The following is a 25,824-nucleotide window of genomic DNA, read 5'->3' on the forward strand; positions in this document are numbered from 1 at the left end:
CACCTAATTCAGATTATCATGAATCTTTTAAATGTTTTTGACCAAATAAATGCTGTAGATCCTGAGTTCAGTGATCGCATCAGCCCACGTCGTGAAGCTATTAAAAATCTAGCTTCCATGAGTAAAAAAGTAACCTTAGCGGCACTACCGTTTTTTGTCAGTGAACTTTTCAAAAAAGCTTACGGTGCTACCGCTCCTACAGATGTCAACGGCGTCCTCAATTATGCACTCACGCTCGAATATTTGGAAGCCGAATATTATACGATGGGGGTTGCTAAGTCTGGACTTATTCCTTCGGGTAAACCACTTGGCGCTATTACGACCATACGGGATCATGAAGTCGCCCATGTCAACTTTTTGAAACAGGTATTGGGCAGTAAGGCTGTATCGAAGCCAACATTTGATTTTACGGCTGGTGGCACTTTTGGAAATGTATTTAGCGATTATGACACATTTTTAGCTGTTGCACAGGCGTTTGAAGATACTGGTGTACGCGCTTACAAAGGCCAAGCAGGCATTTTAGTTGGCAATCGGGTTGTCCTTACTGCAGCATTGCAGATTCATTCGGTTGAAGCTAGGCATGCATCACATATCCGTCAGATGCGTCGTGCACGCGGGGGCGCTGCAGCAAATCAAAAACCTTGGATCACTGGAGCAAATGATTCTGGTATCGGTACCGTGGTCGACGCTGTATACGCTGGTGAAGATAATGTAAAGCAAGCAGGCGTTGATATTACGGCACTCAGCAGTTCCATGGGAAAGATCTCCACCAATGCCGCTACCCAATCTTTTGATGAACCATTATCTGCAGAAGCTGTACTTAACATTGCAGGTTTATTTATCAAAGCTTAATAAAAGTCAAGCTACCTGTTAAAACAGCCCTGGTCTGCTATTCAGATCAGGGTTTTTCATACTATATTTCATACAAAGTAGATTTCATATAAAATCATAAATCCCATTTTTCCAACCTAATATTTTGTCAGAATCCGCATCAAGCCAGCTTTTAAGTAAAGTAGCATACACCTTTCTAAAATCTTCGGCATACTGGAGATCACCCTCATTGAGTTGGGTCAGATCTGGCAAATCATTCAGTAATCCTTGCTTTTTTAATCCGCCCGAGAGCAGGAAAAGCTGATTGGCTGTACCGTGATCGGTACCATTGCTCGCGTTCTGTGCCACCCGCCGACCAAATTCAGAAAAGGTCATGAGCATGACATGCCGAAAAAGGCCATCTTGCTTTAAATCCTCTACAAAAGCTTTTAAAGCATCATTGATCGTGCGAAATAGGCTCTCCTGCCGTTGATTTTGGTTGATATGCGTATCAAAACTACCGATCTGTAAATAATAAACCTGCGTATTGATATCCGATTTAATCAGCGAAGAGACCGTCTTCAGATCCTTCCCAAGCTCCGAGTCGGGATACGTCGCTGCAGTCTTTCTGGCTTTGCTCTGTTCAAAGATATAATCGGCATTGCTGAGGGTATCCCCTAGTGTCTGGTACAGATAAGCAACTGTTTCGTCTTCATGCTGATGCTGATGTTCCTGATACAGCTTTTTAAAATACGATTCACGACTGGTCTGATACAGCTTTTTGGGATCTTTAAATGCGAATGCTTTTTGTCGCCTTCCTTTGAGCGCGAGGCTAAGCATATCATTCACCTCCAAAGCTTGCGTAGGATAGTCGCAGTCGTAACAGACCTGATCAAGATAGCGCCCTATCCAGCCGCTCTCCAAGTATTCATCACTTCGGCTCGCACTATGCCAGATATCCATGCTACGAAAATGCGATTTGTTTGGATCGGGATAACCAACATTATTAAGCACAGCCAGCTCCCCACGATCAAAAAGCGTTTTAAAAAATGGCAACGCCGGATGAATACCCGCTTCATCCGTGAGCCGCAGCGCATTATTGATGGCAATCGTCTGCCGCTCGCGAAAGTAAATATCATTACGGATCGGAATGATCGTATTAAGCCCGTCGTTTCCTCCGCTGAGCTGTAATATCACCAATACCTTATTCCGATTTTCCAGCGCAGGGGACGAAGATAGGGCTTTTAAGAAATTAGGCAACATTAGCGATGCCGACGCGAGTGAACTCGCTTTGAGAAATTGCCTTCGTTTAAGGATCATAGTAGTCGTTCTAACGGTTAACAAAGCTGATATTCGGGAGTGCTCATGGCTTCAATAATTGCCAATCGAATGTTTTCACTGTCATATTCATCCCGTAATGCTTTTTCAAAGGATAGCTGCCGCTGCAACAAAATACGAAAAGGGTCTCTCCCCCCAAAAGTAACTTCTACAGTGGACCAGTCAATGGAAATTTTTGGATTCTTATAGGCTTTTGCAAGCGCCCTCGACTGTTTCAGCCCCATGTCGAGGTCATCGTCATTATGGACATCAAGTTCGAGCGGCCGCAATCCGGTCCATATCTGCGGCAGCTGCATGCGGAGCAACAAGGTAGAGCTGTCTATCCATGCTTTTCCCAACGGCCAACCCGACACGTTAGGCGGATACAAAAGCATCTGCCCCAATAATTTCTGATAAATAATAAGGTTTTCCGGGTACGCGATCTCCATGGGTAATATGCGCATAATACCAGCCATAAGTTCTATAGGTGACTTTACTTTGTTGCCTATATGTTTAACATCGTAAAACCAGTCCGCCGTAAATATGCTGTTGACCAGTTGCCTGATATCATATCCTGAATGATAGAAATCACGGCTCAGTAAAGAGACAATTTCCTCATCCACCTGTTCGTTAACCAAAAAACGGTATAGCTTTCGCGTAATAAACTGGGCTGTAACTGGCTGCTCCAATATACTATCCAAAATATCATTTCCATCAAAATTTCCCGTTTTCCCCAAAAATGTTTTACTGCCGGTGTCATGAAACTTTTTGCGTACCAAGAACTGACCATCCTTATCGTAAGACCAACCTGTAAAGGCGCGCGCGGCCTCCCTAACATCCAATTCAGTATAATTATCTCGTCCCATTGTGAAGAGCTCCATCACTTCCCGCGCGAAGTTTTCGTTCGGATGCCCCTTTTTATTTTGCTGGTTGTTGAGGAAGCTGAGCATAGCTGGGGCTTTAGAAACGGCAAATAGCAGGTCCCGAAAATTTCCTAGGGCATGCTCTCTGATTTCATTGAGGATGTGCGCACTAAAATTGGCATTGATGACCCTGCTCGCAAAGTGACCATGCCAAAAAAAAGCCATTTTCTCCCTGAGCTGATCCTCACCATGCACCATTGCTTCCAGAAAATTAAGATTGATGTCAATATTACGCTTCCGGTTGAGTTGCTGTACCAACTTTTTATCTGAAGCATTCAAATGAGATAGAGCCGTATAGTCAACTGCGCCCTGTTCCGAACTGAAACTGATCGCGTGTAATGGATGCGGCTGCGCATATAGCTTCCATATTGCTTTAGGAGATTGCTGTTCAAAATCCGTAATCTGCTGAAGGCTCATTCCAAACCCCGCTCGATTGGCCAGATGCTTATTTTTTATAAAATCAGAAATCATCATGCTTCCATTTACACCTAAATAACGAATTATTTATACATGTTAGCATAAAGCTGCGAAGATTTAACAAACATTAAGTTAAATTAACAGTTTAACTATCAATCACTTTCAGGACTTCTAATTTTTTATTAAATTTAATCAGAGATGGGCATACGGTAATTTACCTTAGCATTTCATACATACTTTACGATCTACTAGTCGACAAACCTTTAAAAACCGAATATCATATGTTAAAACTAACCAAGGTATGGGTATCATTATCGTTTCTTCCAATTTTCATACAATGCGTGGGAAGTCAAAGTGAGCCGTCCGAAAATTTCGATTGGCTCGTAGGAGAATGGCAGCGCACCAACGAAGCCAAATATAAAAAGACCTTTGAATATTGGAAGAAACTCAACGATTCTGAATATGCAGGCTTTGCATTTACATTGCAAAACCTGGATACCATTCATCAGGAAACCATGCAGTTGCTAAAATCTGACGGCAACTGGAATTTAAGGGTTAAAACGCCTGATGAGAAAAATTTTATCGCATTTTCCATGACCATGATGAAAGATGGCCTATTCGAATGCAATAATGACTCGCTTCCGTTCCCAAAAAAGATTTCTTACTGGCGGGACGGTGAGAAATTGAAAGCAAATGTGGCAGGTGATAGCCTCCAGATTCCTTTCGATTTTAGTAAGATTTCCAAATAGGGAGCTCTACAATCCTTTACGTTCAAAGCCAACTGAAACATGTCAGTTGGCTTTATACACTGATGCCGCCAGTTTCATCTTTTTTCGAACCACCAAAGCAATCACCCAAACAAGTAGAAGAATACCTAAAATTGCGCCGCTTTTGGCGTTTATACCGGGAAAGAAATTATTGAGGGAATGAAATGCACTAACAGCAACGAGTGACCCCGTTGCATCGGCGACTTTACCTATTCCCCAACTTCCCAACACCAAAATGGCGAAAAATGAGAAGTGAACCGGCGTAAAATCAAAATTGAGATGCCATAAAAACCATAGTAATGACAACAGCAATATGTTGTAGATGGGCTTCAATGTTTTAAACTCCTGATAGAGAAAGCCCCGCCATCCAATTTCTTCCAGCAGACCGTAGATAAGCACAGTGAAAACAGTCAAATATGGAATAGTACCTTTTGAAAAATAAGACACCGTGCTGATCAAAACTACCGGAAATATCCAATATAACGTAATCGGAAAAAGGAGACTCCTATAGTTTCCTTTGAGTGAGAGTATGGGCTTTATCTTAAAAGTCACAAACACAATCCCAGCTCCAAGTGCAGGACCCATTCCTGTTAGTATGGATGTTAAATACGGATTGTCGATGGCATGTAGTAATTCAGTTTTGTTGGTCAAATAGCGGCATGCGATGGCAATAATATAATAAACAATAACGGCCCAATAATTGATTTTTCTTTTCATCCTGTTTGTATAGCTTTTTTGCAATGCCCAAAAATAACTGCATTAAAACGAAAAACACTTGACGAAAGTTAAGAAATCTTTTTTCTTATTCTGCTCAGGCTCTCCGGTGCTATCCCCAGATAGGAGGCGATAATTTTAAGCGGTGTACGCTGAAAGATATAGGGTCGTTCTTTTATCAATTTCTGGTATCGTTCGGTGGGCGACAAAGTCAGCAAATTAATCTGCTCAGATTGCTTAGCTGTAAACATGATATCCGAAATCGCTTTACCGATAAGAAGTGATCGATCGGACTTTGCGTAAAGCTCCTGTAAATTCTGATGGCTTACCGACCAAAGTTCTGTATCTTCGAGGCATTCCGTTTTGATGACAGTAGGTCTCTGTGATATAAAAGAAAGGTAATCGCTGAATAGCTGGTTTTCATAATATAGATTAATACAGATGTCTTTATGCTGATAAGGCACAAAATGTCCTACCGAACCTGAAACGAGGATGTTGATAAACTTTTCGGTCTTATCGTATCCCTTCACGATTTCATTTTTTGCAAAACTCCGACGTTCCACCACTTTTGCAAATTCAACCCAAAATTTAATGTCGACGGAATAATAAGTATCAAATACCGCTTTGATGTTTTCAGGAGATGGACCCTTCATATCGCTTTGCTTTTATAATACGAAGTATCGCTCATCCGCCTCATAATTCTCTTTCCCATTTCTGTTTGGTACAGCAAAGAAACGCCACCACTGACGCCGTATAGATCCATTGTTTGAAGGCTTTCCGCCGGCAATCCAAGCCACATGACATTGAAGATACTTAAGCTATCTCCGTGCGAGACAATGATAATATTTTCTTCGGTACTACCTAATATCGTTTCATAGAATGGTAGCATTCTTTGCCATACATCAAATCTGGATTCAGCATCACTAAAACATTTATCATAGATCGATATTTCTTCCTGCTCAATATTATCCCTAAGCCATTGAACCGATTGCCCCACCGCTCGTCCAAGGTAACGTTCTTTTAGCGCGGTTGCCCATTGGGGAACGACATTAAACTGTTTTCCAATGATATCAGCGGTCTGGGCTGTTCTGCTGAGCGGTGAGGTATACACAGAAAACTTCGTATCCCGAAATTCCGACTTTAAATTAGCAGCGATATTTTCCGCTTGTTGGATCCCTTTTTCCGTTAATGGCCAATCGTACCAAGAACCAATCATGCCATTCGTATGATGCACGGATTCCGGATGTTGTATCGTGATGATATTTTTCTTTTGAGACATACGTATATGAGTAGGCATTTAAGAAAAGCTGACGGCAACCAAGTTGCCGTCAGCTTACACTTTATGCTGTCCACAATGGATAGCGCGTGGTTCAAAAATACCGAAATTCTTGTGAATCCATCAAAGGTTTCAACAACAACGTTTACTTTCTGGAATAGCCATCCATAATATTCTTTGTTTTCAGGCCTTGATATTTTACCGTTTCAGGAGCATCTGATTTTATCACTTCCTCACAAGCATCGTATATGGCGCGACGCTGATACGAAAGTGGAAACCAACTCAGTGCCTCTAGCGCTACGACACGTATATCCGCCGAGTTACTTTTATCCAGGGCAGTCTCAATCAGTACCGGCACCATGCGGTGATAACGATACAAACGCATGGTACGGATATCATTGAGGCGCTCCTTTTCTTTTTCTTCCTTGTCCAAGATCTTTTTGGTCAGACTCTGGGTTGATTTTTCGCCAGAAAGAACAATTTGATCCAGTTTTTCCGCGAGAAGCTTCGCATTGCTCAGGCTGGAATCTTGTCGAATCTGACGATCGATCTCCTGCTTGACCAGCGCTGGCTCCATAAAACTAAGCGAGGTTCGCAGGCGGTAACCAACCCGTTCGGAATGGGGATCGCTCAAATAAAGCTGGATCATATCTTTGACAAAATCATTTCCCCCAAACTCCGCCAGATCATATACTGCCAAACGACGGATTAATTCATACGAATCGGATTTCGCAGCATGCAATACCGCAAAGTAATCTGGATTCTCCAGTTGACGCAACTGTATAAAGGCCTGCGTACGTACGGTTTCAAATGCCGATTGAAAGTAATACTGTTTCAATAACGGGCTTACTTCTTTTTCAGTTAATATACGCGATAGATAAACCAAAGCCAGCGCCTGCAGGTCGGCATCGTCTTCTTTAAGCAGCTTGCGCCAGTATCCTGCATTTTGATCATGCAAACCAATTGCCGTATTGATTTTCAACCGCTGATCGGCCTTACCTGTAAAATGATAGGTTGGATCTCCCAGAATATGGGTTTCGAGGTAAGCCATATGTTTCACCCAATTCCCGACGCGTACACCATGCTGCAGCAAACCCATAAGTTCACCCGGCCACAGATCCTGCAGTACTCCCACCGAATTGGCCACCGCCGCAATATTGTCATTATCCGAAAATGGATAGTAGCCCGCCAAATAATTGGGGAGTTGAAAGGATCCTGTCAGACAGGAATTGAGGTAAACCAACGGGGCTTTGATACGTGCATCTTTGATATCGTGGATCTGCATATCCATATCGTCATTGAACAGGGAATCGGCCACGATACTTTTGGGGTCAAACGCATCAAGCATCCACTTCTCATTCACGCCAAGGGATTCCATAAACGATTTTTTAACCGATTCCACATCCCTTCCATCCTCTTTTGTCGAGCGTAGCTTGGAGCGGAGGTAGCGTGCCACATTCTCCATGGAAGGCTGCGGATTGGAGGCCAATGGATAACCATTTAACAGCTGCAACGTGGCTGTACCATGTCCGGTCATATATGCAAAATCCAATCCCTCCCGCTTCAGTTCATTCAATATATTGAACTTAATGAAGTTGTCGGAGCGAAAATTGATAAACTTGACTGAATTTCCCGGAAGAAACAAAGCGGGCATTTGCGATCTGAGTGCCAGCGCATCGCCGATTGTCGCGTTGACCGAATTGGAGTTATAGCCGTGACCGGTTGAAGCGATCATATCATTTAAGGGGTTGGCCTGTGCTTTCTGCTGAACGACCTTTTTTAAATATGCCTTGATTTTCGCAATAGGATCTTCTCCATTTTCCAAGGGCGGCTTGATCCGCGCCGAATAGATATCCATCTGTATATACTGCGGCGAAGCAGCACTTAAGCTATAGTAAAAATAATTGGACCTCGACTTGGCCGTATCCTGTTTGATAAAATCAAATTGAAGGTCAAAATCATCGTAGTACCGGTCGGATGGTACCGATGACTTATCCCAGCGGATATTTTGCGACATCTTAAAGGCCGAAGTCAAAAACTGTGCATCCCGTAGCATGGGTATCGGAATATCACCGATCAGTACCGTGCCCTCCAGGGGTTGTTTTTTTGCATACAGGCTCTTCAATAACGTCCGGATCTCGTCCGGTTTGGCCCATTGACTCGAAATAATATAAGTCCCTAATCCATCTTTTTCCACTGCGGCACGATAAGCATCAATCTCAGGTTTCGCCTGATCGTAGGTATGCTGATCCACAATGATCGCAAAGGTGGTGGGGCTTTTTACAGTAGGCTCCTGTACGGCTTGCGCGTGGAGCTGCTCCACAGCGAACAAACTCAAGGCGATAGATAAGCTGGTAAACGTAGTAGGTTTCATATTAAGATGTATTAAAATACGCATAAAGATGCACAAATGTACAGCAACTTTATTTAAAACGATTAAAAATAAAACATTTTACATTAGAATATTTTATTTAACGTACTATTAATCGTATTTACTTGAAATAATATTTTAAAATTCACTTATTTATAATAAATCTAAATACATATATTTGCAACATGCTAATATCAACAAGCAAAAACAATTAGTCATTAATCGCTAAACGAATATCTATGAAACATCTTATCATCACCCTTGCGCTATCGTGGGGTACCCTGGCTGTGTTTGGACAAAAACAGGAACGCAGTCCACTCGCAAAAGATCTACAGATAAAAATTGCATTACAGGCAGCCCCGGCAGACCAACGTGAAGGCGCCAAAGTATTGGGTTATAACGAAAAAGGCGAGTTTATCACCTTACAGGAAGGCTCCGCCACCAATAACCTGATCTGCCTTGCACCGGACTATAAATCTTCCGTTTTATATGCGTATGCTTATCCAAAAAGCTTAGACCCCTTTATGGCGCGCGGCCGCGAACTGATCGCCGAAGGCAAACGCAAACAACGCGATGAAATCCGTGAAGCGGAACACAAAGCGGGCAAATTACCCATCCCGCAGACACCAACTATACTGTACGGCTATTGGGGACCATCAGCCAAACTGAACAACACAACCGGAGAAATCGAAGGTGCACAGCGACGTTATGTGATCTATGTTCCTTATGCAAAAGCAGCCGATATCGGCTTGTCGAGCAAACCGGGTTTACCTGGAATTCCCTGGTTAATGGACGAGGGATCTTACAAAGCACACATTATGATTAACCCCGAAAATATGGGACATAGCCATGGAAAATAACGAACCAGCGTTGATACGGCAAAGATCTATCCTATTCTTTGCCCTACTGACCTTATCAGCATCGCCAACTACGTTCGCCGCTACAACCACCAACACAAAACCGTTGACTGAACGCTATTTTCAGGACGGCGATATCCGTGGCATAATCACAGAGAAAAGCACCGGCAAGGCACTCAAAGGAGCTACCGTACAAATCAGGGAGCTGGGTCTGTACGCCAAAACCGATGAAAACGGTCGCTTTACGTTCGACCGCACTCCAAGCGGACAGTACACTCTTGTTGTCAGCTACCTTGGGATGCTGACAGTAGAGCAGACCGTGACTGCCAGCAAAGAGCCTATTGTGATAGCATTGGCCGAAAACTCCATTGCCCTGGCAGACGTTGTGGTCGTTGGTCAGGAAAACCGAAAAGAAGGTGCTACCTCGACCATCATCAACCGTAAGGCCATTGAACATATGCAGGCGACCAACCTGGGTGAAGTCCTACAGTTGCTACCCGGTGGAATGACAACGAATCCGAGTTTCACCAACGTCAATAAAACGGGCATACGGAATGTGGGCAATAGCAACCAGACCAACCGTTCTTCAGATTATATGAGCTCCCTGGGTACATCGCTTATCATTAACGGGGCACCAACATCCAACAATGCTAATTTGCAGTCTTTGGGTTCTGCGGCGATATTAAACGGTACTTCTGGATCCAGCGGTTCAATCGGCAGCTTTTCCACTTCCCAGGGTTTGGGTGCCGATATGCGACAATACACGGCCGATAATGTCGAATCCGTTGAAGTCATCCGCGGCATTGCCGGGGTCGAATATGGCGACATGACCTCGGGCGCCATTATCGTGCAGACAAAAGCTGGCAAAGAAGACCTGCAGATCAAAGGACGGATAAACCCGAAGCTTACCCAATTCTGGGCAGGTCAGGGTTTTGATCTCGGAAAAAACAAGGGAACTTTATTTATCGACCTTGACTACACCCGGGCGAATGACAAGCAGACATCGGCCTATGCCGCCTATAACCGTATAACCGGTTCAGCGCAGTACAGCAAAACCTTTGGTCAGGAAAAACCATTGTATACCAATACCTATTTCTCCTTTGGTAGCAACCTGGATAACGTCAAAATTGATCCGGATGCCAATGCTGTTCCGCAGCTCAACAAGTCGCAGGAATACAGTTACCGCTTTTCGACCAATGGAAAATGGAAGGTCAATAAGGCCCTGGCCCGACAGTTAAACTATACGGTGTCATTGAATTATTCGCTTCAGAAATCATATATGGAAAATGCTGGAACTGCTGGTATTTCAGCTGTGGGAAGCTCGTATACCGATGGTACATTTGAGGCCCCCTATCTACCTGCCAGCTATATCAATAAAGCTTGGGTAGAGGGAAAACCGGTCAATTTATTTGCCAAGATATCGGATGAGTTTTATGCCAAAACAGGCCTTTTTACACACCGCGTCCTTGTCGGTACAGATTACCGAATGGATGCCAACAGTGGAAACGGAAAGACCTTTGACCCCAACTTCCCCTACCGCACCAATAACCTGAACGGATACCGTGCGCGGGCCTACAAAGATATACCCGCACTGAATCTGCTCGGTGCCTATGCAGAGGACCGTATGACGGCCCGATTTGGAAAACGCGAACTGGCTATACAGGCCGGTGTGCGTATGGATCAGCTACAGCCTTTCAGTGGCGACGGTAAAACCGCTGTGTCGCCACGGATCAATGTGAGCTACGACCTCCTGCCTGCCTTTACCCTACGCGGAGGCTATGGCATCGCCACCAAGTCTCCTACCTTGAACATGCTGTATCCTGAAAATGCGTATTTCGATGTTTTCAGTTTAAACTATTACAAGCAGGATCCCAACGAGGCACTAGCGCTCCTGACCACACGCGTCTATGAAACAGGCAACGATAAGCTCAAGCTGGCCAAATCCTATAAAAAAGAATTGGGTATCGACTGGAAAGTCGGCAAAGGCCAGCGTTTGAGCATTACCGCTTATCACGATAAGATCGACAATGCCTACGACTATATGACCACCTTAAACAGCTTGCAGTATGCGCTTATTCCGACGTATACCGTGCAGCAGGAAGTAGCGGGCGGAAAACCGATTTTGAGTGATATTGTGACCAATACGCCTTATGTATTTACCTATGCCACCCCTACCAACGGTAGGCAGATCATCAACAAGGGGGCTGAATTTGATTTTGATATGGGCCGCTTCGACGCTATCCGCACTTCTTTTCAGCTGACGGGGGCCTATCAGTCGACCAAATCAACGACCACCATACCTTATATCCTTGCACAGGAGGTGCCCAACAAAACGATGACACGCGTGGGTGTATTTGCGCCACGCGGAACCGACAGCGAGCGACTCATGACCACTTTAAGGGCCATACACCATATTCCCGAACTACGGTTTATCCTGACCCTGACGGCACAGACCATCTGGATCGATAAGGAGCGTAATGTCGACTACTCCAGCCTGCCGATCGGTTATATCCCTGTAGGATCCGACAAACCCATGGACATCGTCTATTTTTCAGAGGCAGAGCGCCAGCAGATAACCTCGGCCGACCGCGATATTTACCTCAGTCTCAGCGACGCAACCTTCCGCACCGAAAGTTGGAAACCAGTCTGGCTGTTCAACATGAAATTGACCAAGGAGTTTGCCCAAAATATGGGCTTCTCGTTCTATGCCAACAACTTCATCAACAACAGACCGTTGGTACGGAGTACACGCAATCCCGAACAGTTCACAAAACGAAATATTGATATCTTTTTTGGAACCGAACTGTCTATTAAATTCTAAAAAAATGAAGAAAATCAATTGTTATCTCTACCTGGTTGCGTTGCTCTGTTTATTGAGTGGCTGCCGCAAAGATTTTGCGACGGTCAATACGCTTTCCTATTCCCTGGCTGTCCACTATCCCAGCAATTATATTGAATCTTTTGCCGCGAATGCTACGGTAACCCTTAAAAACACCTTCACAGGTCAACAGTCCCAATTCACCACCAATGCAAAGGGCGAAGTCGATCTGCAGGATATTATACCTGGTATCTACACCGTAACGGTAAGCCGAGAGGTGACCGAAGAGGAAAGCATCAGCATCAGCGGACGCCTGGGCAAAGCATTTTTGAATGCCTCCATCCCTTCCCTGCGTATTCAAGAATCCGGAAAGACCGACATTCAGCTGAGCGGCGGGGCCATCGGTGGATTTGTCATCAAGGAATTTTACTATACCGGTAGCCGCACCCCAAATAATTCGTCTTATTTATACGATGGTTTTGTAGAAATCTACAACAACTCGACCGACACCCTATACGCCGGCGGAATCTCCTTCGGAGCGACAAAAGCGGGTTCAACACTAGCCACCAAATTTATCGAAGATCAACAAAGCGTATATCTTGCCTCCCTATGGACCATTCCGGGTACCGCAGGTGTAGATCACCCTGTAGCGCCGGGCAAATCCATTGTCATTGCTGTTGACGGAATTAATCATAGGACAGATCCAAAAGGCAATCCCAATGCACCCACAGATTTGGGGGCGGGAATAGCCGATTTTGAGACCTATTTTAATCCGCCCGGAAATTCAAACGATACCGACTCGCCAGACGTACCCAACGTAACACTGATCTATAGCTCATCGTTAACCCTATTTGACTGGCTGCCCGGTGTCAACGGCTCTGGACTCGTTATCCTCTCGCCCGACGACTATGCAAACTACCAAACTGTTACCGAACCCGGAGCAACTGCTTCAACACGTTATGTGAAAGTTGCTGCAGACCAAGTTATCGACGGCGTGGACTGCGTTGCCAACAGCACCATTACACTGGACAAAAAGCGTTTACCGCTCACGATTGATGCTGGAGTAGCCTTTGTTGGCGGCGGAGCCGGTACCGGAAAATCGGTTATCCGGAAAGTAAGGGAAGAAATCAATGGCATCAAAGTATTGATGGACACCAACAATTCCTCCAGCGACTTTGCGATAAACGATACCCCTAGTCCCAAAAGTTATTCCAAATAAGCAGGCGCATCATGAACATAAAATATATTTTTTCCCTGGCATTTACAGCCTCTTTCATGCAGCTGCAAGCGCAGGAAAATACGAATATCAGCTACTCCAAAGAAAAGGAAAGCCTGTTAAAACTCAAAAGCAGCGCTTTACTAGGCGAGCTTGACCTACCGGCTGTAGGAAACACCACCCTAGGCTACTTCTATGAAAGCGGAGATTTTAGACATCCGTTTACAGGCAAATCGAAACAAGGACTCAATTTTTCGACAGAGAAATTTCAGCGTTCCGGCGACTGGACGCTCTATGGTCGCTTTGACTTTACCACATTGAAAGAGAAGGAGCTGGCCTATGCATCCCTTGTGAATCCATTTATCGAAAATCCCTATCAGCTAGTCGACTCACTAAAGGGCGACTGGAATAAGCAGTTTTATACAATGGGTCTCAAAGTAGCGAGCCCCAGCTTTGCCGGTGGCCGCATGCGTGCCGGCCTCGATCTCTCCTATCAGGTCGCTACGGGCGCGCGACAAATGGACCCACGTTCCCTGGATACGGAAAATAAAATCCAGCTAGCACCGAATATTTCCTACAAAATCAGCAAGCAGCATCAGCTTGGGCTCGCAGCCATTTATAATTATCAGAAAAATGATCTGAATCTGGTACGTGCCAACGGAAGTCAACAATACAACGTCTATAAACTTCTGGGCTTAGCCGAATACCTCGGGGCATCACCTTTCATTATGACGGCAGATATGGAACGCAGCTATCTTGCGCATGCGTATGGCAGCGAACTCAGCTTTCGTTATACCGCCGATCAGTTCAGCTGGTTGCTGTCCGGAAGCTACCTTCATCATGAGGAAAAGGCTACCGACGGCAGCACTTATCCGATGAAGGCTGGCAAACATCAATACGATCAGTACACAGTGTTATCGGCCATTGATCTAAAACGTGGCGATTACAATCATCACTTCGATTTAAACCTGCTGTATTGTGATATTTCCAATACCGAATACCAGCAATTGCAGCGTACGGACGATCGCAGTTATGAAACTATTTTTGAAGGCAGCTTGAATACAGCACTACGCAGCCAGGCTACTTTGGGGTATATATTGGCCAAAGAAACCAGCGCCTATCGCTCAAACTGGTTTGCCAAGGCCACCGTAAGTTATTCCGGCTGGGACAATCGCTATGCCCTACCGCAGGGAAAAGAAATCGTCGACCGCATGGATATTGGCATCCGCTTTAACAAAGCCCTGTCGCGCTGGGTCTTTGATGTGGCATCCAACTACAATTTTGGCGTAAAAAACGAATGGAGTTATACAGATAAAAGCTATTCGAGCAATTTTGTTGCAAACAGCATTGCCCTGCCTATATACCAGTATTTAACACGCGATCGGGTAGTCAATGCCCTGAGCATACAATACCGGCTTGCCCACTTCGGAAAGAAAAGCAATCAACTTTATCTGGAGGGATCGGGCAGCCTGGAAACAGCGCTGTCTACACCGAATGGATACGGTGACAACGGAAAATCCCGTTATGCAGCCAGTTTGACAGTGGGATTATTGACATTTTAGCTCCTTAGAAAATGGCGGAATACCTCCCTGAGGTTCCGCCACTTCTATATTAATTTGCCCCTAAATTTACTGCTTGCCCATCCTATTTGTCGTTTGCGTCCAGTAACGCATTGATACACCACATATAAGCCGCCTGCCCATGATAATCGCCCGTATGTCTAGGACGATCGTAATAATACTGTTTATCGTTCTTTTTGTTGGTACCCACGCAGATTTCCGATACCGCTCCTTGCCCGTCAACATATTTTGCAAGCGCCAGCCAAGCTCTTCGGGCAACGGGACCATATTGCTTTTCCCTTAGCCATCCGTGCTTTACCCCGGTTATGATCGCATAAGCAAACATTGCCGAGCCCGAAGTTTCTGCCCAACAGTCGGCTTCATCAATCAACTGATTCCACATGCCACTTTTGCGCTGCTCTTTTTTCAAACTCTCCATCATGGTAAGATAACCCTTCAAAATACGGGGCCGGTCAGCATGGTCTTTCGGAAGCATACGCAGTAATTCGGTCATACCCGCAGCCATCCAGCCATTACCGCGGCCCCAATAGTAAGGAACATCTGGCGCATGGTAAAACAATCCGTTGGGGCGTTGTAATTTATCTAAATAAAGCACCATTTCTTTCGCCGCGCGGTCGAGATATTTTGATTCACCGGTTGCTTTAAATGCAGCCGTCTGTACAATGGTAATCATATACATATCGTCAATCCACATCCGGGTCTGCCAGGAATATCCCTGCTGCGCCCAGTTTTTAGCCTCCTGCCCCGCATTTTCTGGTACCTGCCATTGCGTATCCGCATAAGGCAAGCCCAAGTCGAGGTAACTTTCCTCCGTGGTCAGTTGGTAAAGACGCAAAGGTAGACTTCCAAACATATTTAAGTCTACGTGATTTTTCGGTGGCAGCAACTGCGGCTCGCTGGATACAAGTTTAGAAAATCGATCTTTCATTGCTTGCATCAGCTTTGCATCATTTGTTACACGGGCATAGTTTATTGCACCCGTCCAATAAAAGGTCTCCGGATAGCTGATCCATTTACCGGCATGTAGCATATGTTTGCCCGCGATAAAACGATGCGCGATGCGATGTCCTACCTCCATTGGATCTGCCTCGGCCGGAAAATTTACCAGATTCGACTGTGCGATTAGCAGTTGAACTGGAAGGATCAATAAAAATAAAAGAGTCTTCTTTATCATATGAATTATTTTTATGTACTTATAAACTGATTTTAATTGTCAAATGGGTATTAAAAAATTCCGAACTTATTGCGCTCATGCACAAACGTCTTGGGCCCTCTGAGTCTATTCCACTTTAGATTCATCCGCAACAGCATCCTCCCATTGATCCCATACTGGCGTAGCCGGATTGTAACCATCGTAGCCATAGTTTTGCTTTAACTGTCCTTTAATATTTGAGGTAATAGCTACATTTGGGATAGGCCAATACATATTCTTTTTATCCATTGTATAGTTGACATCACTTAGGCCTGTTGCATTGACATGAATGATGCCTTTGTTGTATAAGCTATAATGCACAATGCGTTGATACCAGTAGCTACCGCCACTGGCATCTGTACCGCTTTGCTTATCAAAATTATCCAGATGGTATACATTCCCCCATTCATCTGGTTTACCGCTACGTGCCAGGCAAAGCGATACCCGTTTCAATTCCACATTACGCCATTCCTCCCAGTAGAGCTCGCGAGCTCTTTCATTCATGATATCTCCAATGGTCACTGGCCCATCATAGAGCTCGGTACATTTTGCCCGCTTACGTATGGCATTTAAGTCGTCTTTAATTGTCCCGTCAGACGGATTGATATAATATTTGGCTTCGGCACGCAGGAGATAAGCTTCTGCCAGGCGATAGAGGTACCAATCTGCGATGCTACCGTTGGTCGCCCCCCGTGAACCGTCCGAGCCGCTGATATTGGCCTCGCTTACCGGGTCGTCAAGAAAAAATTTATAATGTGGCACATCGTACCAGCGACGGATGGTATCACTACAAAGGAGTTTGCCTGTCGCTGGACCGTTGAGTAAAAGTGGTTTACCAAAATCAGTGGAAGCCTTATTATTGACCTTGTAATCTGCCATGCGTACCCAGTTTCCCACTTTGGAACTGTGGCGCAGGTCGCCCTCATCTTGCTTTCCATTGACAGCCCATACTCCGTGGGACTGGAAAGAAGTGGGGCGAAAAGTTCCAATGCCACGACCAAAGGCCCGCATGTAATCATATTTTGCATTGTAATCCCCACTGTTGCGTTTGATATTCAACAAAGCCTGTTTTCCATCTGTCGTTTGTATTCGCGAGTCGAACACAAAGGGATATAATATTCTCATAGTGAGCATTTTAACGAAAGACTCCGCATCGGCACCACGGTTGGGCATCCCCATGATCACCTCGCGGTTGCTGGCGATCAGTTTGTTTTCGGGGCGGTGCATGTCCCAGATCACGTTGCGCGTAATAGGCCAGGTCTGCGCTTCCCCGCCATCATTAAATGTACCGAAGCTTTCAGTCATCAAAGCATAGCCCGACTGGTCAATCAGGATACCGGTTTGCTCTCTGGCCTTTTGGTACTCCCCTATGGCCAGATAATATTTTGCCAGCAACATGCGGCAGGCCCCTTTGTTGATCATACCGATCAGGCTCATGTTTTTCTGATCCGGTACCCATTGGACGGCAAATTCCATGTCCTTGGTCATCATCTGCAAAATGGCGTCGCGCTTGGTACTTCGGTAATTCTGTTTGGGCACATCTATGATGGTTGTCACCAAAGGGACATCTCCGTACTCAAACACCAATGCCATATAGCGAAAAGCCCTATGGAAATAAGCCCGTCCTTTGTAAGCATTCCGATCTTCCTCGCTCAGGGTTTGAACCTGATCCACGTACTTGATAATGGTATTGGCATAACTGATCCCTTTATACGTTTCCTGCCACAAATACCATAGGCTGTTGGATCGGTCGAGATTCTGTAAGCTGGAGTTGTCACTGGTTGGTGTCAGCATATTGGCAACATCCGCCATCATGCTGCGTTTGTCCGTATTGCTGGCCACCATCAGTTCAGAAAAGATGTATTCTGTGCCAAGCGTCAGCATCTCGTTATGATCTGTGGCCCAATACCCCTTAAGATGGCGGTCGCAGATAGCCATTGCAGAGCGTAAACCTGACTCGGTATTAAACGTTTCGTTTGGTAAATAAATTGACAGCGGGTCGGGCTGCAAAAATTCTTTCGAGCAGCTGCTTATCGCCAGTGTACTGGCAAGCAAAAAGGCAATACTCCTGCCCAGGCTTCTGGATTTGTTTCGTATATCATTCATGTACATTACAATTAATCAGGTTATAAAGATAAATTCACACCGAAAGTAAAGACCCTTGAGGCCCATCCACTCGGGTTGTTGTCGGGATGGAAAGTCTCTGGATCGCCGTATTCCCAGTCCTTTGTCCACGTCGCCACATTCCGCACCGTACCATACAGCTTCACCCGGTTGAGGTTATATTTGGAGGTCAGATGTCTTGGCAATGTATAGCCTACCGAGATGTTGTCGAGCCGGATAAACGAGCGGTCGTATAACTGCGCTGCGCCCTCTGCTCCGATCGGTCCCTTAGCCTCGATACGGCCATAGCGATCGGTCGGATTTTCCGGTGTCCAATATTCCTTTGCGGGCAGATTAGCCAGTCCATAAGCCATACGTCCGCCATCATCATCGTTATTCAGGTAATTGCCCGACAAGCTTTTGTGTCCCATCGCCGAATAGATATTAAAAGAAAAACTAAGGTCGTTCCATAGGATAAACTCGTTGCGCATCGACCAACGGAAACGTGGATCCGTCTGCCCTAAAAAAACCTTGTCATTATTATTATATACAGGTTTCGTTATATCGCCGTTCACAACATCATCTGCGGTATACACATTGGCTACTTTCGGATCACCAGGCGCCTGCCCATATTGAGCAGCCTCGGCCGCCTCATTGGCCTGCCAAATTCCTGTCACCTGATAATTCCAGATAGCACCAATGGGCTGTCCAATAAACCAATTATTCGAAATCTCATCCATTTCCTTACGGCCGATCACATTACCATTGGAATCCAGCACATCTTGGTAGTTTTTATAAAGATGCACGATCAGATTTTTATTGTAGGCGAAATTGAAGGTGGTCGACCACTGTAACTTTTCTTTCCGCAGGTTGACGGTGTTCAAGGTCAGCTCAATTCCTTTGTTGTCCACCTGCCCCAGGTTGGTGGTAATACTTCCAAATCCCGTAAAATTGGGTAGCTTCTGCTCCATGATCATGTCGTGGGTTTGCATCAGATAATACTCCAGTGTTCCTGAGATGCGATTTTTTAAAAATCCGAAGTCCAGACCAAAATTCCAGGCTGTGGTCTTTTCCCACTGCAGATTTGGATTGGCCAGCCGATCCACCATCAGGTAGCGGTATTGAACCAGTTCACCGGCCGAGTTGAGGTAGCCATGCATCTTGCCACTGCCCGAATACAGGTTGGCCAACGCCAGATTCGGATCGGCCAGTTGTCTGTTTCCATTTTTACCATAGGAAACGCGCAACTTACCATAATCCATTACATCGCCCCATTTAAAGAATTTTTCTTTGGTAAAGTTCCAGGCTAAGGCCACGGAAGGAAAAGTCGCATAGGGGTTGGAAGTACCAAAAGCTGAATAACCATCCCGCCGGATGGACGTCGTGAGCATATAGCGGTCATCGTAGGCATAAAATAAACGGGTCAATAACGCATCCGCTGTCTGATGGGTATCGTAGCTATCAAAGCTGCTGTTTTCCTTTGATCCATTTTTGGTGTTGTGAAAGCCCAGCGCATCCGAAGGCAAAATATTGCGCGCTTCAATGCGATCTTTCCAGGACTGCTGTTCTTCTGCTTCTTGCACCAAAGTTACCATCAGGCGATGCTTATCCACAAAAGTCTGTTCCCAGCTGATGGTGTTATTGAGCGACCAGTCGAAGCGCTTGGTCTGCTCGCGGTTTGCACCACGATCGGCCGGATTAGAACCCGGTAGTTCGGCCGACATAAAGTAACGGTCATGGAAATACTGCAAGCGCGGCGAGGCATTAAATGAATACGTGATATTAAAGGGCAGTTTAATTTTAGCGTTGAAAATAGAGTTAAAAACCGTATATCCTTTGTCCAGCTCCAGGTATTTCTTCTGAAAGTCATAATTGTACCCCCGCTGGCTGAACTGTTCGCCAAGCGGATATTGCAGCGGATTGCCGTTGGCATCTGCATAATCTGCGTACGGGCTGTTGCGCAGGATTTGATCCATATCGATATCAATATTCCCGTCCGAGCGGTCCTGGAAATTTACGTTTGCACCCAGCTCCAGCCAGTCGGTCACCTTTGCATTGATTTTCATATTGGCCCGCACAGCCTTGTAGGTATCGCTCACGACAGTACCCTCATTTTTGAGGTAGCCCATAGACAGGTAATAGTTCACCCGGTCGCTTGCTCCGCTGATGCTAGCATTGTAATCCTGGTTAAAGCCAGTACGAAAGGTATGATCGGCCCAGTCGACCGTTTTTCCATCCAGAAAGTTCTGCAGGGCATTTCCTTGCAGCCCCAAACGGCGGCCCCAGATGCTCCGGTCAGACTCGCCACTTTCATTGGTCGATTGCGCACGCCAGGCCCCAAGCGACAAGGAGCCCGGCAGCTGCTCCGGATTGAGATAAAAGCCATAAGGCACCGTCAGGTTACCATTAGCATCCCGGGTCTGATAAGCCTCATATAAGCCCGTGGTTGGGTTAATGCCGTAGGTATTTTTGGTATACCACTCCTCACGGTGCTGCAAATAGGCAGCTGGGCTGAATCTTTTGCGGTATTCACTCAACTGTGTTGCACCAGCATTCATCGTCATATTGATCGTCGGTTTGCCCTGCTTCCCTTTTTTCGTGCTGATGATAATTACGCCACTGGCCGCTTTTGAGCCGTAGATAGCTGCAGCGGAAGCGTCCTTCAGCACATCAATCTGCTCAATGTCATCTGGATTGATTTCAGAAAGTTCGCCATAGAAAATCATCCCATCAAGCACCAGCAGGGGGTTGTTGTGGCCACTGTTGCTATCGTATACCGACCGCTTACCCCTTACCTCAATAGAACCGCCCCCTTTTGCCGAAGCGTCATAGCCGATATTCAGTCCTGCCGATCCACGCAGAATATCCTGTACGGTCTTGGGGTTTTCGTTGGCAATGCGATCCGGATGGATTTGTGTCACCGAGCCCGTTAGGTCTTTTTTCCGCATGGTACCGTAGCCCACTACCACCACTTCATCCAACTCACCCGTGGTAGATTTTAGCTCCACATTGACGACGTTGGTTGCTGTAAGGTCGACCTCCTGGCTCTTGTATCCCAATAACTTAAATACTAACTTTTTGCTTGCGATAGGTATGGTAATGGTATAGGTTCCATCCGCCTTTGAAGCGGTACTTACGTTGCTACCAGCCACATTTACGGTCACGGCAGCGAGCGGCTGGCCGGTATCATCTGTTATTTTACCTGTAATCTCACGATTTTGCATAACCTCGTCCAAGGCCTTTAAAACGGGGACATTGGCCCTTACTATCGCAGCAGGACTCGATAAAGCGACAAGACACCACAGGCAGGAACAGGGTATCCATTTGCTGGTGGCAAAACCATAAAACAGATTTTGTTTTAGTTTACAATTGTTTCTCATAAAGAAATACTCACTTTAGATGAATCAGTAATTTTATAATTGGCTTCCTTTATTCAAGGAATCTTAATTGTAAAAGTGAAGATTAGGAATTAGAAAAACAGGACGATATTGTATCAAAAAATTGCGACTTTGTCTCAATAACGAAAATTTCGATCAAAAAAGTGCCTAGCGGGATACCTGCGACCTTTAGCGATCCATTCCAAGACATCATACTTTGAAGTTATCAACATTTAACTACAACGTTTTCGTTCTTTAACTATAACGTTTTCGTATTTTTCGTATGACAAAATGCTTTTCAAAATTCGGTGACCCTACTTTTTGCTAAAAAATGAATAAAACCCTAGTTTTCGTGGATTGATTTAACATCATCAACCGTGTAATTTTGGATTATACCAAAAGAAAAGAACGATGAAAAAGTTATTTTGCATAGCTGTACAGCTATTTACTTTATTGATTGTCAGCTCTTGCTCAAAGGATAGTGTGGACAATGGTAGCGGATCGAGCACTTACCCCGCTGCATTGAAGGGAACGATTTATTACGATTGGGCGACTGAAGGGGTGCTGAAGATGAGCTTACCCGATGGCATCGGTGGATCTTTTATACCAGACGACTCAAAGCTCAATAATTTTGATATTTCGCGCGATGGAAAATGGAAACTAACCGCAGTAAATGCAAGCAGACTCGGCCAATACGATGTAAAGTTTACGATCAGTGATATGAACAGTGGCAACATCGTTGAAGAATTTATTTATAACAGTCCTGCTGGCAACACCTACTGCAAAGGCTACTTGTCCCCCGACAACAGCTTGATCATGGTTACGTCAAATGACTTTCAGGACGGGGTGACCATTTTAAAGCGAAACGGCGAATTTGTCGCACGTATTGTAGATATCAATGGTGAACGGCTGGGTTTCAACGAATCCCGGGTATGGCTACCAGGAAATAACATTGTCTTGACACATGGAAAGTATATTATAAAAATCGCTCCCCCTTATAACTCTGGAGCCTTGGTGAAGGAAATGAACTATCAGGACTGGGGCAAGCTGACGGTCAACCAGGCGGGAACACAATTTGCGCTTAACATCGGCAATCACATCTACACCATGGATGTAGACGGAAATAACCTCAAGCAGGTCACTTCAAGTAATTTTAAAGAATCGATACCAGAATTCTCACCCGATGGAAAATACCTATTGATTGGTACCAATTATCGGTCTACGGGAACACTTGGATACCTATGGGACCTGAAAATTATTCCGAATGATGGTAAGCAGCACGATGTTGGTTTAGAAATCAATAGTGCTTCCGAAGTCCTTCCTGTCATTTGGAAAGGAAAAGACAGAATTGAAAGCGCTGATGGACAGATGATTTGGCGGTAATAAGAATTATTTTGTATTTTGAGAAATCAATATTCTGTTTCCCGTGCATGCATAAAATGTTACTATTTATCGCAGTGCTCTGTGCACTGCCACGCTTCAATGCCCTTGGCCAGCAAAAGAATCAACTTGAGCACTATAGCGATAGCCTATATCAACAACTACTGCGTGTGGACGATCAGGCGAGCAAGGCCCAAGCCCTGTATGAATTGAGCTTTTTTTGGTGCGATTACGATAGTACCCAAGCGCTCAAGTATATCGCAGAAGCCGAACAGGTATTAGGGCCCATGCGCAAATCCAGCTACTATAGGGGGTTATCTTATTTCTACCGCGCTGCAGTCTACTTTGACTCAGCACCTTTAAAGGCAAAACAGCTTTACTTACAGGCCGAAGATCAGCTTAAAAAGATCGATCAGAAAAATAATGTCTCCGCCCAAAAGCACCGTGCAAGGCTTTGGGGAAGTTATGGCGCATTACTTCAGCGCGAGGGAAAGTCGGACGAATATGTACATGTGCTGCTCAATAAAGTGATACCGATAGCGGAACAGCTTCAGGATAATATCCTGCTTGGCAATAATTACCAGAATATTGCCATGGTGCTGATGAACCTCCAGGCATATGGCAAGGCCGAACAATACTACGAGAAGGCTTTTCATCTGCTACAGGGGAGAAAAGATTCCGATGAACAGCTTTTGACATTATACGTCAATGCTGCCCGCAATGCGTTGTTTCGGCAGGATGGTATAGAAGCCAAAAAACGACTCGATAAAGCTGAGAAAATAAGCGTCCGTATTCCCAATTCATCCTATATACCCATTTACCACACTGTTACAGGAAGCTATTGGGCAGCAAAAAAGAACATGTCCAAGGCTAACATCCATTTTGAGCATGGTCTTGCTGCTGCTAAAAGACAGCAAAATAAGGATATGACGGCATCCATTATTTTTGATCAATTCACTGCGTTAAAAGAAGCGGGACAATATCAGGCTGCCCTGGACAAGCTGTTGGCCGTACTTCCTTATGTACAAAACAAAGAGTCCCTCAGAAACAAGCAAATGGTGTATGATAACCTCGCGACCACAGCCGTTAAATTGGGACGATGGCGAGAAGCTACCCACTGGTACGAAGCGCACAAAAAACTATCCGATACCCTTTATCAGGATAAGGGCAATGCGCGAATCATGGAACTGGAAAAAATATATCAGACGGCAGAAAAAGAAAAGGAACTATTGCGTATAAAAACAGAGAACCAAGGGCATCAGCTCGCCCTTCAAAAGACGCGCTTGTGGGTCGGTGTTCTTGCTTTCGCTATGCTTATTTTATCCTTTTTATCTTTCACCTGGTACACCGCCTTCCTCAACAAGAAAAAGTTGGCCACCCACAAAGAGATGCTTTTAGAGGAGGAAATTAAAAATCGTAAGCAACAAGAAAAATTAAATCTTTATAATGCGATGTTACAGGGACAGGAAAGAGAGCGAAGCCGCATCGCACGGGATCTGCACGACGGATTGGGCGGAATATTGGCGAGTACCAAACTAAAACTTTCGGCGGTTGCGGCAAATGCCAATTCTCAGCAAGAAGCTGCAAAAACGACGGATCTCCATATAATCATTGAACAACTGGATCATTCCGTTGACGAACTCCGGCGGATAGCGCGCAATATGATGCCAGAGTCTTTGCTATATTTGGGTCTGGAAGTCGCCCTCAGGGATCTTTGCAATGCCATGTCACATCCCGACCTTCAGGTCGATTTTCAAGCTTCAAATCTACGAGAACACTACCCGCAAGATTTTCTGATCGCGGCGTACCGGATTTTACAGGAATTACTGACCAATGCTATAAAGCATAGTGGAGCTTCGCAGGTGTGGGTACAATGTAGTCAGGTGGCGGATAAATTCCATATGAACGTAGAGGACAACGGCAAGGGTTTTGATCCCCAGCATGCAACAATGACCAAGGAAGGGATTGGTATTTCCAACATTCGTAACCGGGTCGACATCTTAAATGGACAATTAGAGATTGATGCAGCAGTAGGAAACGGCGCATCATTCCATATTCAACTTAATATACATGGATAAGGTTATTTCAGTTATTATCGTAGACGATCATCCACTCGTATTGAATGGATTTGAATTTATTTTAAAGAACAGCGCAGACATCGTTTTACTGGGCACATTTACCTCGTCGTGTGATGCTTTAGCTTTTCTTCAAACCCAATCTGTCGATATTGTTTTGGTCGACATCAACATGCCCGGCATGAATGGTATCGATACCACTGCAATCATAAAAAAGGATTTTCCCAACACACAGGTTATTGCGATCAGCAACCTAAATGAAGGCAGCATCGCCCTTCGTATGCTGCAGGCGGGAGCCCTGGGGTATCTTCTCAAAAATGTATCTGCCGAAGACTTAATTCAAGGTATACATTCCGTTCATCAGGGTGAACAGGTGCTCAGCCGAGAAATGAACTTCATATTAAAAGGTAATCAGCAAGATTCTGTTCCAAAGATTACAGAAAGAGAGCGCGAGGTACTCAAATGGATGGCGCAAGGTTATACCACACCCAAAATTGGCGAATTGATGTTTATCAGCCCATTGACTGTCGAAAGTCACCGTCGAAATCTGCTACAAAAATTTTCCGTCAGCAATTCGGCTTCCTTGATCCACAAGGCTACTGAAATGAAGTTTATCTAATAAGCAACGCGC

Annotated in this window: 18 protein-coding genes; 9 read left to right on the forward strand and 9 right to left on the reverse strand. The window is 45.1% G+C overall.

What is annotated here, in order from left to right; genetic code table 11:
• The first annotated feature begins 18 nt into the window (after nt 1-18).
• Nucleotides 19-852, forward strand: coding sequence for a ferritin-like domain-containing protein (locus tag QE382_RS15040; protein WP_293888739.1), 834 nt, complete (start codon nt 19-21; stop codon nt 850-852).
• 84 nt (nt 853-936) lie between these two features.
• On the opposite strand, the gene QE382_RS15045 is transcribed toward QE382_RS15040, so the two are convergent.
• Nucleotides 937-2,130, reverse strand: coding sequence for a DUF1501 domain-containing protein (locus QE382_RS15045; RefSeq protein ID WP_307186619.1), 1,194 nt, complete (start codon nt 2,128-2,130; stop codon nt 937-939).
• Between the two features lie 17 nt (nt 2,131-2,147).
• Nucleotides 2,148-3,524, reverse strand: a complete 1,377-nt coding sequence (locus QE382_RS15050; RefSeq protein ID WP_307186620.1) for a DUF1800 domain-containing protein — start codon at nt 3,522-3,524, stop codon at nt 2,148-2,150.
• Between the two features lie 224 nt (nt 3,525-3,748).
• On the opposite strand from QE382_RS15050, the gene QE382_RS15055 reads away from it, so the two are divergent.
• Nucleotides 3,749-4,216, forward strand: a complete 468-nt coding sequence (locus QE382_RS15055; protein WP_307186621.1) for a DUF6265 family protein — start codon at nt 3,749-3,751, stop codon at nt 4,214-4,216.
• Nucleotides 4,217-4,258: 42 nt separating this feature from the next.
• On the opposite strand, the gene QE382_RS15060 is transcribed toward QE382_RS15055, so the two are convergent.
• From QE382_RS15060 to QE382_RS15075, 4 genes are all read right to left on the reverse strand, one after another.
• Nucleotides 4,259-4,951 carry a CPBP family glutamic-type intramembrane protease gene (locus QE382_RS15060; protein ID WP_307186622.1) on the reverse strand — a complete coding sequence of 231 codons (693 nt, stop codon included), beginning with the start codon at nt 4,949-4,951 and terminating at the stop codon, nt 4,259-4,261.
• Between the two features lie 68 nt (nt 4,952-5,019).
• Complete coding sequence (locus QE382_RS15065; protein WP_307186623.1) at nt 5,020-5,601, reverse strand: Crp/Fnr family transcriptional regulator; 582 nt, start codon at nt 5,599-5,601, stop codon at nt 5,020-5,022.
• Complete coding sequence (locus QE382_RS15070; RefSeq protein ID WP_307186624.1) at nt 5,598-6,245, reverse strand: histidine phosphatase family protein; 648 nt, start codon at nt 6,243-6,245, stop codon at nt 5,598-5,600. Before QE382_RS15070 ends, QE382_RS15065 begins: the two co-directional genes overlap by 4 nt.
• Before the next feature lie 124 nt (nt 6,246-6,369).
• Nucleotides 6,370-8,598 carry a HEAT repeat domain-containing protein gene (locus tag QE382_RS15075; protein ID WP_307186625.1) on the reverse strand — a complete coding sequence of 743 codons (2,229 nt, stop codon included), beginning with the start codon at nt 8,596-8,598 and terminating at the stop codon, nt 6,370-6,372.
• Between the two features lie 236 nt (nt 8,599-8,834).
• Here QE382_RS15075 and QE382_RS15080 point away from each other — a divergent pair, with 236 nt between their 5' ends.
• The 4 genes from QE382_RS15080 to QE382_RS15095 are packed head-to-tail and all read left to right on the forward strand — an operon-like array spanning nt 8,835 to nt 15,048.
• Nucleotides 8,835-9,455 carry a hypothetical protein gene (locus QE382_RS15080; RefSeq protein ID WP_307186626.1) on the forward strand — a complete coding sequence of 207 codons (621 nt, stop codon included), beginning with the start codon at nt 8,835-8,837 and terminating at the stop codon, nt 9,453-9,455.
• Nucleotides 9,445-12,273, forward strand: coding sequence for a TonB-dependent receptor (locus tag QE382_RS15085; protein ID WP_307186627.1), 2,829 nt, complete (start codon nt 9,445-9,447; stop codon nt 12,271-12,273). The genes QE382_RS15080 and QE382_RS15085 overlap by 11 nt, the downstream gene beginning before the upstream one ends.
• A 4-nt stretch (nt 12,274-12,277) precedes the next feature.
• Complete coding sequence (locus tag QE382_RS15090; protein ID WP_307186628.1) at nt 12,278-13,489, forward strand: DUF4876 domain-containing protein; 1,212 nt, start codon at nt 12,278-12,280, stop codon at nt 13,487-13,489.
• Between the two features lie 11 nt (nt 13,490-13,500).
• Complete coding sequence (locus QE382_RS15095) at nt 13,501-15,048, forward strand: DUF6850 family outer membrane beta-barrel protein (protein WP_307186629.1); 1,548 nt, start codon at nt 13,501-13,503, stop codon at nt 15,046-15,048.
• A gap of 82 nt (nt 15,049-15,130) precedes the next feature.
• Here the strand turns inward: QE382_RS15095 and QE382_RS15100 are convergent, their stop codons facing one another.
• The 3 genes from QE382_RS15100 to QE382_RS15110 form a co-directional block, all read right to left on the reverse strand.
• Nucleotides 15,131-16,240, reverse strand: a complete 1,110-nt coding sequence (locus tag QE382_RS15100; protein WP_307186630.1) for a glycoside hydrolase family 88/105 protein — start codon at nt 16,238-16,240, stop codon at nt 15,131-15,133.
• A gap of 105 nt (nt 16,241-16,345) precedes the next feature.
• Nucleotides 16,346-18,364 (reverse strand): RagB/SusD family nutrient uptake outer membrane protein, encoded by a 2,019-nt coding sequence (locus tag QE382_RS15105; RefSeq protein ID WP_307186631.1) that lies wholly within the window; start codon nt 18,362-18,364, stop codon nt 16,346-16,348.
• Between the two features lie 20 nt (nt 18,365-18,384).
• The gene (locus QE382_RS15110; protein WP_307186632.1) at nt 18,385-21,741 is read right to left on the reverse strand and encodes a SusC/RagA family TonB-linked outer membrane protein; all 3,357 of its coding nucleotides are present in this window, start codon (nt 21,739-21,741) and stop codon (nt 18,385-18,387) included.
• A gap of 408 nt (nt 21,742-22,149) precedes the next feature.
• On the opposite strand from QE382_RS15110, the gene QE382_RS15115 reads away from it, so the two are divergent.
• The 3 genes from QE382_RS15115 to QE382_RS15125 are packed head-to-tail and all read left to right on the forward strand — an operon-like array spanning nt 22,150 to nt 25,812.
• Nucleotides 22,150-23,121, forward strand: coding sequence for a TolB family protein (locus QE382_RS15115; RefSeq protein WP_307186633.1), 972 nt, complete (start codon nt 22,150-22,152; stop codon nt 23,119-23,121).
• Nucleotides 23,122-23,177: 56 nt separating this feature from the next.
• Nucleotides 23,178-25,196, forward strand: a complete 2,019-nt coding sequence (locus tag QE382_RS15120) for a tetratricopeptide repeat-containing sensor histidine kinase (protein ID WP_307186634.1) — start codon at nt 23,178-23,180, stop codon at nt 25,194-25,196.
• Entirely contained in the window at nt 25,189-25,812 is a 624-nt protein-coding gene (locus QE382_RS15125; RefSeq protein WP_307186635.1) for a response regulator transcription factor, read from the forward strand. The genes QE382_RS15120 and QE382_RS15125 overlap by 8 nt, the downstream gene beginning before the upstream one ends.
• Nucleotides 25,813-25,824: the final 12 nt, after the last annotated feature.

Origin of the sequence: Sphingobacterium zeae (assembly GCF_030818895.1) — a bacterium.
GTDB lineage: Bacteria > Bacteroidota > Bacteroidia > Sphingobacteriales > Sphingobacteriaceae > Sphingobacterium > Sphingobacterium zeae.

Excerpts from the sequence above, each read along its gene's own strand:
- QE382_RS15040 (WP_293888739.1), top strand. The coding sequence starts at position 19 with ATGAATCTTTTAAATGTTTTTGACCAAATAAATGCTGTAGATCCTGAG.
- QE382_RS15045 (WP_307186619.1), bottom strand. The coding sequence starts at position 2,130 with ATGATCCTTAAACGAAGGCAATTTCTCAAAGCGAGTTCACTCGCGTCG.
- QE382_RS15050 (WP_307186620.1), bottom strand. The coding sequence starts at position 3,524 with ATGATGATTTCTGATTTTATAAAAAATAAGCATCTGGCCAATCGAGCG.
- QE382_RS15055 (WP_307186621.1), top strand. The coding sequence starts at position 3,749 with ATGTTAAAACTAACCAAGGTATGGGTATCATTATCGTTTCTTCCAATT.
- QE382_RS15060 (WP_307186622.1), bottom strand. The coding sequence starts at position 4,951 with ATGAAAAGAAAAATCAATTATTGGGCCGTTATTGTTTATTATATTATT.
- QE382_RS15065 (WP_307186623.1), bottom strand. The coding sequence starts at position 5,601 with ATGAAGGGTCCATCTCCTGAAAACATCAAAGCGGTATTTGATACTTAT.
- QE382_RS15070 (WP_307186624.1), bottom strand. The coding sequence starts at position 6,245 with ATGCCTACTCATATACGTATGTCTCAAAAGAAAAATATCATCACGATA.
- QE382_RS15075 (WP_307186625.1), bottom strand. The coding sequence starts at position 8,598 with ATGAAACCTACTACGTTTACCAGCTTATCTATCGCCTTGAGTTTGTTC.
- QE382_RS15080 (WP_307186626.1), top strand. The coding sequence starts at position 8,835 with ATGAAACATCTTATCATCACCCTTGCGCTATCGTGGGGTACCCTGGCT.
- QE382_RS15085 (WP_307186627.1), top strand. The coding sequence starts at position 9,445 with ATGGAAAATAACGAACCAGCGTTGATACGGCAAAGATCTATCCTATTC.
- QE382_RS15090 (WP_307186628.1), top strand. The coding sequence starts at position 12,278 with ATGAAGAAAATCAATTGTTATCTCTACCTGGTTGCGTTGCTCTGTTTA.
- QE382_RS15095 (WP_307186629.1), top strand. The coding sequence starts at position 13,501 with ATGAACATAAAATATATTTTTTCCCTGGCATTTACAGCCTCTTTCATG.
- QE382_RS15100 (WP_307186630.1), bottom strand. The coding sequence starts at position 16,240 with ATGATAAAGAAGACTCTTTTATTTTTATTGATCCTTCCAGTTCAACTG.
- QE382_RS15105 (WP_307186631.1), bottom strand. The coding sequence starts at position 18,364 with ATGAATGATATACGAAACAAATCCAGAAGCCTGGGCAGGAGTATTGCC.
- QE382_RS15110 (WP_307186632.1), bottom strand. The coding sequence starts at position 21,741 with ATGAGAAACAATTGTAAACTAAAACAAAATCTGTTTTATGGTTTTGCC.
- QE382_RS15115 (WP_307186633.1), top strand. The coding sequence starts at position 22,150 with ATGAAAAAGTTATTTTGCATAGCTGTACAGCTATTTACTTTATTGATT.
- QE382_RS15120 (WP_307186634.1), top strand. The coding sequence starts at position 23,178 with ATGTTACTATTTATCGCAGTGCTCTGTGCACTGCCACGCTTCAATGCC.
- QE382_RS15125 (WP_307186635.1), top strand. The coding sequence starts at position 25,189 with ATGGATAAGGTTATTTCAGTTATTATCGTAGACGATCATCCACTCGTA.